Origin of the sequence: Enterobacter cloacae complex sp. S3 (genome assembly GCF_014930495.1) — a bacterium.
GTDB lineage: Bacteria > Pseudomonadota > Gammaproteobacteria > Enterobacterales > Enterobacteriaceae > Enterobacter > Enterobacter asburiae_B.
Map to the genome: position 1 here is coordinate 94577 of NZ_JADBRD010000004.1, position 14331 is coordinate 108907.

The 14331-nt window shown below is 56.4% G+C and carries 14 protein-coding genes; 7 read left to right on the forward strand and 7 right to left on the reverse strand.

What is annotated here, in order from left to right; translation table 11 throughout:
• Positions 1–33: 33 nt before the first annotated feature.
• Both ahpF and ahpC read right to left on the reverse strand, forming a co-directional pair.
• On the reverse strand, positions 34–1599 hold the full coding sequence (gene ahpF / locus IM317_RS00760) for an alkyl hydroperoxide reductase subunit F (protein WP_033144917.1): 1566 nt from the start codon (positions 1597–1599) through the stop codon (positions 34–36).
• Positions 1600–1726: 127 nt separating this feature from the next.
• Positions 1727–2290 (reverse strand): alkyl hydroperoxide reductase subunit C, encoded by a 564-nt coding sequence (ahpC, locus tag IM317_RS00765; RefSeq protein WP_008501015.1) that lies wholly within the window; start codon positions 2288–2290, stop codon positions 1727–1729.
• A 622-nt stretch (positions 2291–2912) separates the two neighbouring features.
• Between ahpC and IM317_RS00770 the strand changes: the two genes are divergently transcribed.
• The 3 genes from IM317_RS00770 to IM317_RS00780 all read left to right on the forward strand — a co-directional run bounded on the left by IM317_RS00770 (position 2913) and on the right by IM317_RS00780 (position 5819).
• Positions 2913–3812 (forward strand): LysR family transcriptional regulator, encoded by a 900-nt coding sequence (locus tag IM317_RS00770; protein WP_049014980.1) that lies wholly within the window; start codon positions 2913–2915, stop codon positions 3810–3812.
• Positions 3813–3984: 172 nt separating this feature from the next.
• A complete protein-coding gene (locus IM317_RS00775) occupies positions 3985–5208 on the forward strand; it encodes a phosphoadenosine phosphosulfate reductase (RefSeq protein WP_033144916.1) in 1224 nt (407 codons plus the stop codon).
• Positions 5193–5819, forward strand: coding sequence for a ParB/RepB/Spo0J family partition protein (locus IM317_RS00780; protein WP_033144915.1), 627 nt, complete (start codon positions 5193–5195; stop codon positions 5817–5819). Before IM317_RS00775 ends, IM317_RS00780 begins: the two co-directional genes overlap by 16 nt.
• Here the strand turns inward: IM317_RS00780 and IM317_RS00785 are convergent, their stop codons facing one another.
• On the reverse strand, positions 5820–6980 hold the full coding sequence (locus IM317_RS00785) for a pyridoxal phosphate-dependent aminotransferase (RefSeq protein WP_033144914.1): 1161 nt from the start codon (positions 6978–6980) through the stop codon (positions 5820–5822). It abuts the gene before it with no gap.
• Positions 6981–7102: 122 nt separating this feature from the next.
• Between IM317_RS00785 and IM317_RS00790 the strand changes: the two genes are divergently transcribed.
• From IM317_RS00790 to IM317_RS00800, 3 genes are read left to right on the forward strand one after another with little or no spacing between them, the layout of a single operon-like run.
• Entirely contained in the window at positions 7103–7717 is a 615-nt protein-coding gene (locus IM317_RS00790; protein WP_033144913.1) for a methylthioribulose 1-phosphate dehydratase, read from the forward strand.
• Positions 7714–8403 (forward strand): acireductone synthase, encoded by a 690-nt coding sequence (mtnC, locus tag IM317_RS00795; RefSeq protein ID WP_033144912.1) that lies wholly within the window; start codon positions 7714–7716, stop codon positions 8401–8403. The genes IM317_RS00790 and mtnC overlap by 4 nt, the downstream gene beginning before the upstream one ends.
• On the forward strand, positions 8400–8942 hold the full coding sequence (locus tag IM317_RS00800) for an acireductone dioxygenase (protein WP_033144911.1): 543 nt from the start codon (positions 8400–8402) through the stop codon (positions 8940–8942). Before mtnC ends, IM317_RS00800 begins: the two co-directional genes overlap by 4 nt.
• 96 nt (positions 8943–9038) lie before the next feature.
• Here the strand turns inward: IM317_RS00800 and IM317_RS00805 are convergent, their stop codons facing one another.
• A complete protein-coding gene (locus IM317_RS00805) occupies positions 9039–9509 on the reverse strand; it encodes an SRPBCC family protein (protein WP_033144910.1) in 471 nt (156 codons plus the stop codon).
• Positions 9510–9551: 42 nt separating this feature from the next.
• Complete coding sequence (gene mtnA / locus IM317_RS00810; RefSeq protein ID WP_033144909.1) at positions 9552–10568, reverse strand: S-methyl-5-thioribose-1-phosphate isomerase; 1017 nt, start codon at positions 10566–10568, stop codon at positions 9552–9554.
• 104 nt (positions 10569–10672) lie between these two features.
• Here mtnA and mtnK point away from each other — a divergent pair, with 104 nt between their 5' ends.
• Positions 10673–11872 (forward strand): S-methyl-5-thioribose kinase, encoded by a 1200-nt coding sequence (mtnK, locus tag IM317_RS00815; RefSeq protein WP_033144908.1) that lies wholly within the window; start codon positions 10673–10675, stop codon positions 11870–11872.
• 62 nt (positions 11873–11934) lie between these two features.
• Here the strand turns inward: mtnK and IM317_RS00820 are convergent, their stop codons facing one another.
• Positions 11935–13176 carry an LVIVD repeat-containing protein gene (locus IM317_RS00820; RefSeq protein ID WP_033144907.1) on the reverse strand — a complete coding sequence of 414 codons (1242 nt, stop codon included), beginning with the start codon at positions 13174–13176 and terminating at the stop codon, positions 11935–11937.
• An 89-nt stretch (positions 13177–13265) separates the two neighbouring features.
• The gene (locus IM317_RS00825) at positions 13266–14330 is read right to left on the reverse strand and encodes a sugar ABC transporter substrate-binding protein (RefSeq protein WP_033144906.1); all 1065 of its coding nucleotides are present in this window, start codon (positions 14328–14330) and stop codon (positions 13266–13268) included.
• Position 14331 lies beyond the last annotated feature (1 nt).

The window sequence follows — 14331 nt, forward strand, 5'->3', positions numbered from 1 at the left end:
TCGCTATTGCAGGTGTAGCCTTACTTTCTTCTGTTATGCGGTTTTGGTGCGAATCAGGTAGTCAAAGGAACTCAGAGACGCCTTCGCCCCTTCGCCCGTGGCGATAATGATCTGTTTGTACGGCACGGTGGTGCAGTCGCCCGCCGCAAACACGCCTTTCACGCTGGTTTCACATTTCGCATCGATGATGATTTCGCCCATGCGGTTGCGCTCAATCGAGCCTTGCAGCCAGGTGGTATTTGGCAGCAGACCAATCTGCACGAAGATCCCTGACAGCTGAACGCTGTGCACGTCGCCGCTCACGCGGTCGCGGTATTCCAGGCCGGTCACTTTGCTGCCGTCGCCCTTCACTTCCGTGGTCTGCGCGTTCAGTACGATGTCTACGTTTTTCAGGCTGCGAACTTTATCCTGCAGAACCTGGTCGGCCTTCATCTCTGGAGCGAACTCCAGAAGGGTAACGTGCTCAACAATCCCCGCCAGGTCGATAGCCGCTTCCACGCCGGAGTTACCGCCGCCGATCACCGCCACGCGTTTACCTTTAAACAGCGGGCCGTCGCAGTGCGGACAGTAGGTCACGCCTTTGGTACGGTACTGATCTTCGCCCGGAACGTTCATGTTGCGCCATTTCGCGCCGGTGGCAATGATAATGCTGCGCGCTTTCAGCACCGCGCCGGACGCGGTTTCAATCTGGTGTAAACCACCCTCGACCGCTGCCGGAACCAGCTTGCTGGCGCTCTGGCTGTCAATCACGTCCACGTCGTAGTCGCTGACGTGCGCCTTCAGCGCCCCCGCCAGCTTCTGGCCTTCGGTCTTCGGCACGGAGATGTAGTTTTCGATGTCCACGGTATCGAGCACCTGGCCGCCAAAACGTTCGCCCATCAGGCCGGTACGAATACCTTTACGCGCAGAGTACACCGCTGCCGCCGCGCCCGCAGGGCCGGAACCGACGATAAGCACGTCGTAAGCATCGCGTTTATTCAGCTCTTCCGCCGCACGTTTTTCAGCACCGGTATCCACTTTGGCAACGATTTCAGTCAGCGTCATGCGGCCCTGGCCGAACTCTTTGCCGTTCATGTAGACGGCCGGAACGCCCATCACGTTACGATCGGTGATTTCATTCTGGAAGGTACCGCCGTCAATCGCCGTGTGCTTGATGCGCGGGTTCAGAACCGACATCAGGTTCAGCGCCTGCACCACGTCCGGGCAGTTGTGGCAGGAGAGCGAGTAATAGGTTTCAAATTCGAAATCACCGTCGATATCGCGGATCTGCTCCAGCAGCGCCTGCGCTTCTTTTGACGGATGACCACCGGTCCACAGCAGCGCCAGCACCAGTGAGGTAAATTCGTGACCCAGCGGCGAGCCGGCAAAGCGCGGTCCCTGGTCGGATCCTGGGTTGGTAATCAGGAAAGAGGGCTTACGGACCGGCAGCGCGTTGTCTTCTTTGAAGGTCACTTTCGGCGACAGCTCGGCGATCTCCGCCAGCAGTTCCTTGATCTCTGCCGATTTGGCGCTGTCGTCCAGCGTGGCAATCAGCTCAACGGGTTTGGTCAGTTTCTCAAGGTAGGCCTTGAGCTGGGTTTTCATGTTAGTGTCGAGCATTGTTCTTCCCTCTCTTAAGACGTCATCATGCAAGCTGCCTTATACGGGCGGCCTGAATGCAACTTGCATCATGGTGCTGGAATGAAATGGGCGCGGGTGCGCCCATTAATTACCGAATGGGCAAAACTTAGATTTTACCAACCAGATCTAAGGATGGAGCCAGCGTCGCTTCGCCTTCTTTCCATTTCGCCGGGCACACTTCGCCTGGGTGAGAAGCCACGTACTGAGCGGCTTTCACTTTACGCAGCAGGTCAGACGCATCACGGCCGATACCTTCAGCGGTAACTTCGATAGCCTGGATAATGCCCTGCGGGTCAACAACGAAGGTGGCGCGGTCAGCCAGGCCTTCATCTTCACGCATGTTGTCGAAGTTACGGGTCAGGGCGCCAGTCGGGTCGCCGATCATCGCGTATTTGATTTTCGCGATGGTTTCGGAGCTGCTGTGCCATGCTTTGTGGGTGAAGTGGGTATCGGTAGAGACGGAGTAAACGTCTACGCCCAGCTTCTGCAGTTCATCGTAATGGTCTGCAACGTCACCCAGTTCAGTCGGGCAAACGAAGGTAAAGTCAGCCGGATAGAAGAAGAAGACGCTCCAGCGGCCTTCGGTATCTTTCTCGGTAACTTCGATGAACTCACCGTTTTTGAACGCCTGGTTTTTGAAAGGTTTAATTTTGGTGTTAATCAAAGACATCTGTACTTCCTCCGTGTTTTCGTTGAGATGTAAGGTAACCAACTTTATTCATCGGGGCTAATGCGTATGCTTTATCAAATCAATCAGCCAAACCTTACAACGTCGACAAGACAACAAGGTGAACCTTTTACAGGAAAGCCTGAAAGTAAAAAGGCCGCCTCAACGGGCGGCCCTGATACCTGAATTCCCCGCAGGTACATTCAGTGCCAGCCGAGACTGGCGTTGCGTTGCGCTCTACAACCCTTTATATCAAGGCGGTAACAGCCGTTTGATTACACCACCCGCACAGGGATTGAGCAATCCATAAGAGAGGCATTCCTGCCTATGGCTGTGATAGGTTGTGCCGAACATCATTACGGTGCGTTATAAATTTATTTTTATTATAAAACTATCGCAATATATAAATGACAGTTGTTATTTAAAATCATTGTTCCCTTTCTTAAGATAAAATTGTCTTAATCGCTTTTGAAGCGCTATTTCAATAATCTGCCACCGTGATATATTAAGATGATTTAATTTAAAACTAAGAGAGCTAACCGAAAGAGTTATAAATGGTTAGCCTTAAACTATTGTTATCAGTTATATGATAACCACAGCAAACGCAGTACCTTCAGGACGAAACATGGCAAACCTGTATGACCTTAAAAAATTCGATCTTAATCTGTTAGTCATTTTCGAGTGCATTTACCAGCACCTTAGTATCAGTAAAGCCGCCGAGACGCTGTATATCACACCCTCTGCCGTGAGCCAGTCACTGCAGCGTCTGAGAGGACAACTCAACGATCCTCTGTTTATCCGTTCCGGTAAAGGGATCACGCCCACGACCGTCGGCGTCAATCTGCATCATCATCTGGAACAGAACCTGAACCAGCTGGAGCAGACTATCAATATCATGCACAGCAGCGGATTGAAGAAGAACTTTGTCATTTATTGCCCGCATTTTATGAGTACGAAAGCAACGCTTGACCCTATAAAACTGCTGATGGAAAACCATAACTATTCAATTGAATTACATGATGTTTTTCTTTCGTCTGATTCAGCAGAAGATCTCTTAGCCTACAGAAGAGCCGACCTGATATTTTCGTTTTCTTCTTCTAACAATCATTCTGTCGCCTGTAGCCTCTACCATAAACTTCCTTTCGTCCTCGTTTGTCGGGAGGGCCATCCCCGTCTCAGTGAAAATCCCACCCGTGAAGAAATTCTGAATGAAAACTTCACCGCCTACCTGAACGATGAAAACAGCTTCAAAGACTATCAGGAAAAGGCCGAAAACCTGTTAACCGAAAGAAATATCGTCTATCGTAGCGACTCTTTTATATCCCTTCTGTCGGTGATAGGTTCGTCCGACCTCATAGGATTAGTGCCCGCACCGGCCTTCGAACAATATGGGCCAGCCCTCAACCTGCGAAAAGTGGAAACTGACATTCAATTCCCCGGCATTGATATTTACATGATGTACAATCGTTCCGCACTCAATAGCTCGGCATTCGCGAGTTTTATTGAAGAAATATCCTTACCGTGAGATATTGCTGTGGTTCTCGCACAAAATGGGAACCACACCGTTAAAACATACACCACCGTTATAGAATTACGCGGCATAACCGTTACATATCCAATTAATTATTGACTGATATAATCCTCTTATTAGTATTAACGCTACAGTCAGGTATTTATTCCTCAGGATGAGAATAAGCATGTCAATTTATAAATACCCTTTAAATCAGGATGTTCTTACCGCTGCTCGGGAGCGAATAAAATGGACGCTCGAAAACTTACCCAGAATCTGTGTTTCTTTTTCAGGAGGTAAAGACTCCACCGTCATGCTGCATCTGGTTGCCCAGCAGGCGCGACTGATGAACATCAAAATAGATGTGCTCTTTATCGACTGGGAAGCGCAGTTTTCCCATACCATTATCCATGTGGAACATATGCGCGAGTTGTACAGCGATGTTATCGACCATTTCTGGTGGGTCGCGCTCCCCCTGACAACGCAAAATTCACTGTCGCAATTCCAGCCGGAATGGCAATGCTGGGAACCCGGCACACAATGGGTCCGCCAGCCTCCTGACGATGCGATAACCGATCCCACTTTTTTTCCCTTCTACCAGCCAGGCATGACGTTTGAAACCTTTGTCCGCGGTTTCTCAGACTGGTTCTCTTGCAATCGCCCGGCGGCGGTACTGATTGGCATCCGCGCCGATGAGTCATACAACCGTTTTCTGGCTGTCGCGTCGGCGCGTAAACAGCGGTTTGCCGACGATAAACCCTGGACAACCGTCGCACCGGGAGGACATGCCTGGTATATCTACCCTCTCTACGACTGGAAAACCGCCGATATATGGACCTGGTTCGCCAAATCAGGGTGTTGCTATAACCCACTCTATGACCTGATGTTTCAGGCCGGCGTGCCGCTACGCTACATGCGGATTTGTGAACCCTTTGGTCCGGAACAGCGCCAGGGATTATGGCTCTACCACGTTGTTGAGCCCGATCGCTGGGCGGCCATGTGTGAGCGCGTGAGCGGTGCGCGCAGCGGGGGGATGTACGCCGGACACGATAACCATTTTTATGGTCACCGAAAAATTCTGAAACCCGAACACCTGTGCTGGCGCGAATATGCCATGCTGCTCCTCGACAGCATGCCGCAAAATACGGCTGAGCATTACCGCAATAAAATCGCCATTTATCTGCACTGGTATCAGAAGAGAGGCACAGAGGAGATTCCCGATACGCAGGACGGTGATATCGGTGCCAAAGATGTTCCCTCATGGCGCCGTATTTGTAAGGTTCTCCTGAATAACGACTACTGGTGCAGGGCGCTATCGTTCAGCCCAAATAAACCCAAACATTATCAGCGCTACAGCGACAGAGTGAAGGCGAAACGCAAGGAGTGGGGCATATTATGCGACAAAAACTAATCAACGAGATGGAAACGTACCTTCAGTCACTTCCCGAAGAGGAACGCATTAACGCCATAAATGCCTTTCGTGAAGCGATCCATAAACACAGTCCGTTTCGTGCACAACCGATAGACTGCGTCCTCTGGATCAGACAGGACGCTATTACCGCTAACGACTACAACCCCAATAATGTTGCCCCGCCAGAAAAAAGGCTGCTCAGTAAGTCGCTGGAACTCGATGGATTCACCCAACCTATCGTTGTGACAGAAAGTGAACCGCAACACTACGAAATTGTGGATGGTTTTCATCGCCATGAAATCGGTACAAATCGGGCGGCACTGAAGCACCAGCTCAAGGGTTATCTCCCTGTGACCTTCCTGCGCCAGGACCGACAGGATAAACATGACCGTATGGCTGCCACTATTCGTCACAACCGGGCGCGGGGTCGACACCAGATTAACGCTATGTCGGAGATCGTTCGCGAGCTGGTGCAGCTTGGCTGGAATGACGAGAGAATAAGCAAGGAGCTGGGAATGGACGGCGATGAAGTCTTGCGCCTCAAGCAAATCAACGGTCTGCTGGAGCTGTTTGCAGACCGTCGTTACTCAGAAGCCTGGACGGTGAAATAATCAGAGCGTGTTCAGGCGCTCTGCCGCCGCCAGCAGCGTCGATTCCTGCTTCGCAAAGCAAAGACGAATCAGCTTATGCGGGAAGGGATCGGCGCAGAATACCGACAGCGGAATGGCGGCTACGCCCACCTCTTTCGTCAGCCACTGGCAGAAACTCACGTCGTCCAGATCCGATATCGCGCTGTAGTCGGCGAGCAGGAAATAGGTCCCTTCTGAGGGCAAAATCTCCAGACGGCTTTTGCTGAGCGCCGTCACAAACAGATCCCGACGTTCACGATAGAAATGCGGCAGCTCGCGATAGTGCTCCGGCTCGGCGCGCAGCATATCCGCCAGCGCCAGCTGAGCCGGCGTGTTCACGGCAAAGGTCAGGTACTGGTGCACCTTGCGCAGCTCGGCGCTAATAGCCGCCGGTGCGACGCAGTAGCCCACTTTCCAGCCGGTCATATGGTAAGTCTTACCGAATGACGAGACGGCGATAGCACGCTCGCGAAGCTGCGGATGGGCCAGCACGCTGGCGTGTCCTTCTTCTGCAAAGCAGATGTGCTCGTAGACTTCATCGCTCAGCACGTAAATTTCACGTTCCGCAATCGCCTGCCACAGCGCGGCGAAATCGGCCTTTTGCCACACCGTCGCCGACGGGTTGTGCGGGGTATTCAGGATCACCAGGCGGGTTTTGTCGCTCAGCAGCGCAGCAAACGCCTGCCAGTCAGGGCGAAAATGCGGCGGCTGGAGCGCCACGCGTTTCACCACGCCGCCGGAGAGTTCAACCGCAGGCGCATAGCTGTCGTAGCTCGGATCAAAGCAGATAACTTCATCGCCCGTACGCACCAGCGCGGTGATGGCCGCATAGAGCGCTTCGGTCGCCCCTGCCGTCACCGTAATATCGCTGTTCGCATCGGGCTTATGGCCGTACAGCTCCGCCGTTTTATCCGCAATGGCTTCCCGCAGCGCCTGCACGCCCGTCATCGGCGCATACTGATTCGCCCCCTGCGCCACGTGGTACGCCAGGCGCTCCTGCAGATAGGTCGGGCCGTCGAAATCCGGGAATCCCTGAGAAAGGTTAATGGCGTTGTGCTGCTGCGCCAGAGCGCTCATCTGCGTAAAGATGGTAGTACCGAGATTGGGAAGTTTACTCTGAGGAATCAATGCGTTATTGCTCATTGTGTCGTGCCTGCTTGTAATACTTATGTTGCTGCCACTATAACACGATGTTAGTCTTTGGCAATCAAGACGCTTAGACGTCTAAACCATATGAATATTCCTGGCCGCGAGGGTAAAAGGAAATGACAGACAACCTGCAACTCACACATCTTGTCGACGCCTGCCGCTGGATTGGCGCCAAAGGCTGGGCACCCGCCACCGGCGGCAACATGTCGGTGCGTCAGGACGAGCGCCTCTGCTGGCTCAGCGAATCCGGCAAAGACAAAGGCAGCCTGACAACGGCGGATTTTCTGCAGGTTGAAATCGCCACCAACCGCGCGCCGTCTGGCCGCAGGCCGTCGGCGGAAACCGGTCTTCACACGCTGATTTATCGCCTGTTCCCGGAAGCCAACGCCGTCCTGCACGTTCATACCGTCAACGCCACGGTGCTGTCGCGTCTGGTCAAAGAAGCCGAGCTCAACATCAGCGGCTTTGAGATGCAAAAATCCCTCACCGGGCAGACCACGCATCTGGATACGGTGGCTATCCCGGTCTTCGATAACGACCAGGATATTGACGCCCTCGCCTCCCGAATCGCCCATTACGCACAGGAACGCCCGCTTAATTATGGTTTTCTTCTGCGCGGTCATGGCTTAACCTGCTGGGGACGCGACGTGGCCGAGGCCCGCCGTCATCTGGAAGGACTAGAATTCTTATTTGAATGCGAAATGCGTTTACGACAACTGGAGAGAGTATGATTCGCGCGATTGTGACGGATATTGAAGGGACCACCAGCGATATCCGTTTTGTCCATGACGTTTTGTTCCCCTACGCGCGTGAGCGGCTGGCGGCCTTCGTGACCGCGCAGCAGTACGCCGAGCCGGTCAAATCCATTCTGGACAACCTTCGTGATGAAATCGGTAACCCGCACGCCAGCGTCAGCGAGCTTATCGACGCCCTGTTTGCCTTTATGGATGAGGACCGCAAATCCACGGCGCTCAAAGCCCTGCAGGGGATCATCTGGCATGACGGCTACGTGAACGGCGACTTTACCGGCCACCTCTACCCGGACGTACTGCCTGCGCTGGAAAAGTGGAAAGCGCAAGGGATTGATCTCTATGTTTATTCCTCTGGCTCCGTCGCCGCGCAGAAACTGTTATTTGGCTACAGCGACGAAGGTGATATTACTCATCTGTTCAGCGGCTATTTTGATACCCACATCGGCGCCAAGCGCGAGGTGCAGTCCTATCAGAACATTGCGGCACAAACGGGCATCGCCCCGTCGCAGATCCTGTTCCTGTCCGATATTCATCAGGAGCTGGACGCGGCTGAACAGGCAGGTTTTCGCACACTGCAGCTGATTCGCGGTGATGATGACGGCGCAAGCCATCACCATCAGGTCCACCAGTTTGACGAGATTAATCCGGAGCAGATCCCTTCATGAGCGCATTGACCATTTATTCCGATAAAGACGCCAGTCAACACCAGTGGCACAGCACCGACGTCGCCGAGATCGCCCAGCAGCTCAATGCCAAAGGCGTGCGGTTTGAACGCTGGGCGGCGGATCGCGATTTAGGACACGATCCCGCGCCCGAAGCCGTGATCGAGGCGTATCAGCATGCGATCGACAAGCTGGTGGCGGAGAAAGGCTATCAGAGCTGGGACGTGATCAGCCTGCGCGCCGACAACCCGCAGAAAGAGGCGCTGCGCGCGAAGTTCCTGAACGAACACACCCACGGCGAAGACGAAGTGCGCTTCTTCGTGGAAGGCGCGGGACTGTTCTGCCTGCACATTGGCGATGAGGTATATCAGGTGCTGTGCGAAAAAAACGACCTGATTTCCGTTCCCGCGGGCACGCCGCACTGGTTTGATATGGGCTCCGAGCCGAACTTTACGGCGATTCGTATTTTCGATAACCCGGAAGGCTGGGTGGCGCAGTTTACGGGCGATGCCATCGCGGATGCGTATCCACGCCTCGCATAGGTAAAAGCAAAACGGCAGCTAGAGCTGCCGTTTTTAGTGTTTGCTCCCTCTCCCTGTGGGAGAGGGTCGGGGTGAGGGCATCAGGCCGCTCGAGCTTCAACGCTCCAGTCCTTTCACATACCCCACCAGCTGATCCAGCACAATCCCCCACCCTTCGTGGAAGCCCATCTGCTCATGCTGCTCGCGGATTTCCTTCGTCGGATGACGAGCAATCGCCGTGTAGCGGGTCTTGCCCTCGCCCACATCTTCCAGAAGCAGGATCGCCGTCATAAACGGCTTCTCGGCCGGTTTCCAGCCTTCGGTATAGCCGTCGGTAAAGACCAGCTTTTGACCGGGATCGATTTCCAGAAAGACGCCCCGGTTATCCATCCGCTGCCCGTCCACCTCAAACACGGTGTTGAACCGCCCGCCCACGCGGAGATCGAGATCGCATTCGGTCACCTTATGGGGAGCAGGAATGAAGAAGTTTTTGATGTGTTCCGGCGTGGTCCAGCAGAGCCACAGCAGGTCGCGCGGTGCGTCCACCACGCGCTCCAGTTTTAAGTCAGTTTCAGGATCGAGCGTCACGATATTGTCCTCTCAGGGGAATCCCTTAAAGGATAGCCGGACTCAGGCGAATTTCCCGTTTGCCACCGCTTCCGGCGTGACTACGCCCGTATCCAGCACCCAGCCGCTGATCAGCGAGGCAGGTGTGACGTCAAACGCCGGGTTATAGACCTGCGCGTTTTCCGGCGCCCACTGCACCGCGCCAAAGCTTCCGGCCACGCCCGTCACCTCGCTGGCGGCGCGCTGCTCAATGGGGATCGCATCCCCGTTCGGGCAGTCCGGATCGAGGGTCGTTTGCGGGGCGGCCACGTAGAACGGAACGCCGTGGAACTTCGCCAGCACCGCCAGGGAATAGGTGCCGATCTTGTTCGCCACGTCGCCGTTGGCGGCAATGCGGTCTGCGCCCACCCACACGGCGTCCACTTCCCCTTTTGCCATCAGGCTGGCGGCCATGGAGTCGGTAATCAGCCGATACGGCACCCCCAGCTCGCCAAGCTCCCACGCGGTCAATCTGCCGCCCTGCAGCAGCGGACGGGTTTCATCCACCCAGACGCTGCTGACGTTACCCTCCTGATGCGCGCGGGCAATCACGCCCAGCGCGGTGCCGACACCCGCCGTTGCCAGCCCGCCGGTGTTGCAGTGGGTCAGCAGACGGCTGCCGGGCTTCACCAGCGCGCTGCCGGCTTTGGCAATCGCGTCGCAAAGCCGTTTGTCTTCGTCAATCAGGCGCAGCGCTTCGGCGACCAGCGCCGGTACAAAATCTTCCTGCCACAGGGCGAGCTTCATTCGGTCGAGATTGTTCATCAGGTTCACCGCCGTCGGGCGGGATGCGCGCAGGGTTTCCAGCGCCGCCGCCAGCTCGTCGCGGCTTTTGCCGTTTTCCGCCAGCAGCGCCAGCAGCAGGCTTGCAGAGAGACCAATCAGCGGCGCGCCGCGCACGCGCAGGGCGTGGATATGTCCGACCAGCGCCTCTACCGTCGAGGCATCCAGCCAGCGTTTCTCCTGCGGAAGCGCCTGCTGATCGAGAATAAAGAGCTGATTATCCGCCACCCGCAGGCTGGTCGTCTGTAATGTCTGCATGTCGTTAATTCCCTGTTGCGTTGTTGTAGCACATTGTGTCAGGATGAAATCCAGATGTATAGACGTCTACATGTCTTAATTAGAAAACTCGTGAGGAGCAGGCCATGTCGCAATACCGTACCTTTACCGCTCAGGACGCCGTGGAGTATGCCAGGCAGTTTGGCGGACTTGACGATCCTTCATCGCTGGTAGAGGCGCAGGAAGTAGGCGACGGCAACCTCAATCTGGTATTCAAAATTTTCGACGGCGCGGGCGTGAGCCGAATCGTCGTTAAGCAGGCGCTGCCCTACGTGCGCTGCGTCGGCGAATCCTGGCCGCTGACGCTGGACCGCGCCCGCCTTGAAGCGCAAACGCTGGTCGAGCACTACCAGCACAGCCCGCAGCACACCGTGAAAATCCACCACTTTGACCCGGAGCTGGCGGTGATGGTGATGGAAGACCTCTCCAGCCATCGCATCTGGCGCGGCGAGCTGATTAAAAACATTTACTACCCGCAGGCGGCCCGTCAGCTGGGCGAATACCTCGCCCACGCGCTGTTCCACACCAGCGATTTCTACCTGCACCCGCACGCGAAAAAAGCGCAGGTGGCGAAATTCATCAACCCGGAGATGTGCGAGATCACCGAAGATCTGTTCTTCAACGATCCGTACCAGATCCACGAACGCAACAGCTACCCGGCCGAGCTGGAAAATGACGTCGCGGCCCTGCGCGACGACGCTCAGCTTAAAATTGCCGTAGCTTCCCTGAAGCACCGCTTCTTCTCGCACGCCGAAGCGCTCCTGCACGGCGATATTCACAGCGGCTCGATTTTTGTGGCTGACGGCAGCCTGAAGGCCATCGACGCCGAGTTCGGCTACTTTGGCCCGATTGGCTTTGACGTCGGTACCGCCATCGGCAACCTGCTGCTGAACTTCTGCGGCCTGCCGGGGCATCTGGGCATTCGCGATGCCGCCGCCGCGCGCGAGCAGCGCCTGACCGATATTCAGGAGCTGTGGAACACCTTCGCGGAACGCTTCCAGGCGCTGGCAAACGAGAAAACGCGCGACGCCGCGCTCGGCGCGCCGGGCTATGCCTCCGCGTTCCTGAAAAAGGTCTGGCATGACGCCATCGGCTTCTGCGGCACCGAGCTCATTCGCCGCAGCGTCGGGCTTTCCCACGTCGCGGATATCGACACCATCCAGGACGAGGCGATGCGCCACGAGTGCCTGCGCCACGCGATAACGCTCGGTAAAGCGCTGATTGTCATTGCCGACCGCATCGACAGCGCCGAAGATCTGGTGGCACGGGTGCGGCAGTACAGCTGATTACATTTGGTTTTCTCCCTCTCCCTGTGGGAGAGGGCCGGGGTGAGGGCATCAAACCGCACTCATCCCAGATACTCAATCACCGACAGCCCGCCGTTATAATCCGTGCTGTAAATTATCCCCTGCGCATCCACAAACACGTCGCACGACTGGATCACCTGCGGGCGATTTGGCCGCGTGTCCATCATTCTCTCCGGCGCGGCGGGCACCAGCGCACCGGTTTCCACCGGTCGATACGGATTGGAAATGTCATACGCCCGCACCCCCGCGTTCTGATAGGTCGCAAAAATCAGCGTCGAGCTGACAAAGCTCCCCGGCCGGTTCTCGTGCAGGTTATGCGGGCCAAAATGCGCCCCTTTCGCCACGTAGTCGGTTTCATCCGGCTGCGGGAAGGTCGAGATGCTGACCGGGTTCGACGGCTCGCGGATATCAAACAGCCAGATCAGCTTTTCGCCGTCCTCCTGGTTATCCAGCACCGCTTCGTCCAGCACCACCAGCAAATCGCGGTCCGGCAGCGGCAGCGCGGTGTGCGTCCCGCCGCCAAACGGCGGACTCCAGTTGCGGTGGCTAATCAGCTTCGGCCGGGTGCGGTCCTTCACGTCCAGCAGCGTCAGGCCGCCGTCGCGCCAGCTGCCGTAGGCGGTATCGCCCGCGATAATCGCGTGATGCAGCGCGTAGCGTTTCCCTTCCGGCCAGTTCGGCTTCTCCCCTTCGGCCTGGTTCATCCCCGGCAGCCACCAGCGCCCCGCCACTTCAGGCTTACGCGGATCGGCCAGATCGATGGTCAGGAAGATGTAGTCGGTAAAGCCGTCGATCAGCGCTGACACATACGCCCAGCGGCCGCCGACGTACCAGATGCGGTGGATGCCGATGCCGCTCAGCGACAGAAAGCCGATTTCGCGCGGCCTGTCGGGCGTGGAGATATCAAACACCCGCAGCCCGGCGCTCCAGCCTTTGTCCTGCACGTCGCTGACGGTCTCCCCCACCTGGCGTGTGTAGTAGACCTTCTCGTCGGCAAAGCGGGCATCGGCAAACAGATCCCGGGCGTTAATCACCAGCAGCAGGTCGTCATGCGCCTGCAGATGCACGTTCCAGGTGCCGGGCGGCGCGGGCACGTAGCCCGCCGCTTTCGGGTTTTTCGGGTCGCGCACGTCGACAATCGAAAATCCCTGCGACACCATATGGCCGATATAGGCGAAACCGCGATGGACCATCAGCTGCACGCCGTCCGGGCGACCGCCCTGATCGCTATGGCCAATCAGCCGCATATTGCGGCTGTATTCTGGAAGGGGTACTTGCGTCACCGTTAGCTCCTTTGGGTTTTCCCCCTCTCCCTGTGGGAGAGGGCCGGGATGAGGGCATCAGGCCGCACCTGACGCCACCCGGCCTGGTTTTATTTATTCTTCGCTTCCAGCGTCGCAAACCACGGCGCGATAAAATCTTCCGTCTGGCCCCAGCCCGGAATGATTTTCCCCAGCGACGCCACGTTCACCGGGCCCGGCTGGGCGGTCAGCAGCGCCTGAGGAATGGCCGCCGCTTTGAAATCGTAGGTCGCAGGCGTGGCTTCCCCGGCAATCTTGTTCGCCACCAGACGCACGTTAGTTGCGCCAATCAGCTTCGGATCCACCGCCACGCTCACCTTCCACGCGCTGCCCGGCTCGCGCATCAGCTGCAGATCCTGGTTAGAGATGTCGATGCTGTAGAGCTTGATCTCGGTGCGGCCGTTCTCTTTCAGCGCCTTATACGCGCCCTGACTGAAGGCGTCCCAGGTTCCCCAGATGGCGTCAATTTTGCCTTTCGGGTATTTCGCCAGGATCGCCCCCACCTTGTTGGCGGTATCGCCCTGCACGTCAGAGGACACGGCGCCGATAGACTCCAGCTCTTTGATGTCCGGATACTGCTTTTGCAGCTCTTTATAGGCCGCCTGACGACGCTCCATCGGCGGGAAGCCCGCCACCCACAGCTTGACGATATTGGCCTTGCCGTTAAAATCTTTCGCCAGCTGGCCGAAGGAGAGGTTCGTCAGGGAGGCATCGTCCTGCTGGGTGACGGTCACGCCCGGGATCTCACCGTTAACGGCGGTATCAAAGACGGCGACTTTGATCCCGGCATCCACCGCTTTCTTCACCAGCGCGGTGGAGTACGGATCGCGCCCCTGAGAGAGAATAATCCCGTCATACTTCTGGCTGATGGCCTGGTTCACAAAGTCCTGGAATTTGGCGTCGTCCCCGTTGCTTAAAAAGGTGCTGACCTTAAAGCCGAGCTTTTTCCCTTCCTGAATTGCGCCAGCAATAAACTGCGTGGTGTTGTCATCTGAGCCGAGGTTACGGATCACCGCGATGCGGATCGGGCCGTCATGGTTCGCAATGGCTGCCGGAAGCGGCGCGGGCGTGGCCGCGAAGCCTGGCAGAGCCGTGAGCAACCCAAGTGCCACCAAAGAGAGTGCAATCTTTTTCATT

Excerpts from the sequence above, each read along its gene's own strand:
- ahpF (WP_033144917.1), bottom strand. The coding sequence starts at position 1,599 with ATGCTCGACACTAACATGAAAACCCAGCTCAAGGCCTACCTTGAGAAA.
- ahpC (WP_008501015.1), bottom strand. The coding sequence starts at position 2,290 with ATGTCTTTGATTAACACCAAAATTAAACCTTTCAAAAACCAGGCGTTC.
- IM317_RS00770 (WP_049014980.1), top strand. The coding sequence starts at position 2,913 with ATGGCAAACCTGTATGACCTTAAAAAATTCGATCTTAATCTGTTAGTC.
- IM317_RS00775 (WP_033144916.1), top strand. The coding sequence starts at position 3,985 with ATGTCAATTTATAAATACCCTTTAAATCAGGATGTTCTTACCGCTGCT.
- IM317_RS00780 (WP_033144915.1), top strand. The coding sequence starts at position 5,193 with ATGCGACAAAAACTAATCAACGAGATGGAAACGTACCTTCAGTCACTT.
- IM317_RS00785 (WP_033144914.1), bottom strand. The coding sequence starts at position 6,980 with ATGAGCAATAACGCATTGATTCCTCAGAGTAAACTTCCCAATCTCGGT.
- IM317_RS00790 (WP_033144913.1), top strand. The coding sequence starts at position 7,103 with ATGACAGACAACCTGCAACTCACACATCTTGTCGACGCCTGCCGCTGG.
- mtnC (WP_033144912.1), top strand. The coding sequence starts at position 7,714 with ATGATTCGCGCGATTGTGACGGATATTGAAGGGACCACCAGCGATATC.
- IM317_RS00800 (WP_033144911.1), top strand. The coding sequence starts at position 8,400 with ATGAGCGCATTGACCATTTATTCCGATAAAGACGCCAGTCAACACCAG.
- mtnA (WP_033144909.1), bottom strand. The coding sequence starts at position 10,568 with ATGCAGACATTACAGACGACCAGCCTGCGGGTGGCGGATAATCAGCTC.
- mtnK (WP_033144908.1), top strand. The coding sequence starts at position 10,673 with ATGTCGCAATACCGTACCTTTACCGCTCAGGACGCCGTGGAGTATGCC.
- IM317_RS00825 (WP_033144906.1), bottom strand. The coding sequence starts at position 14,330 with ATGAAAAAGATTGCACTCTCTTTGGTGGCACTTGGGTTGCTCACGGCT.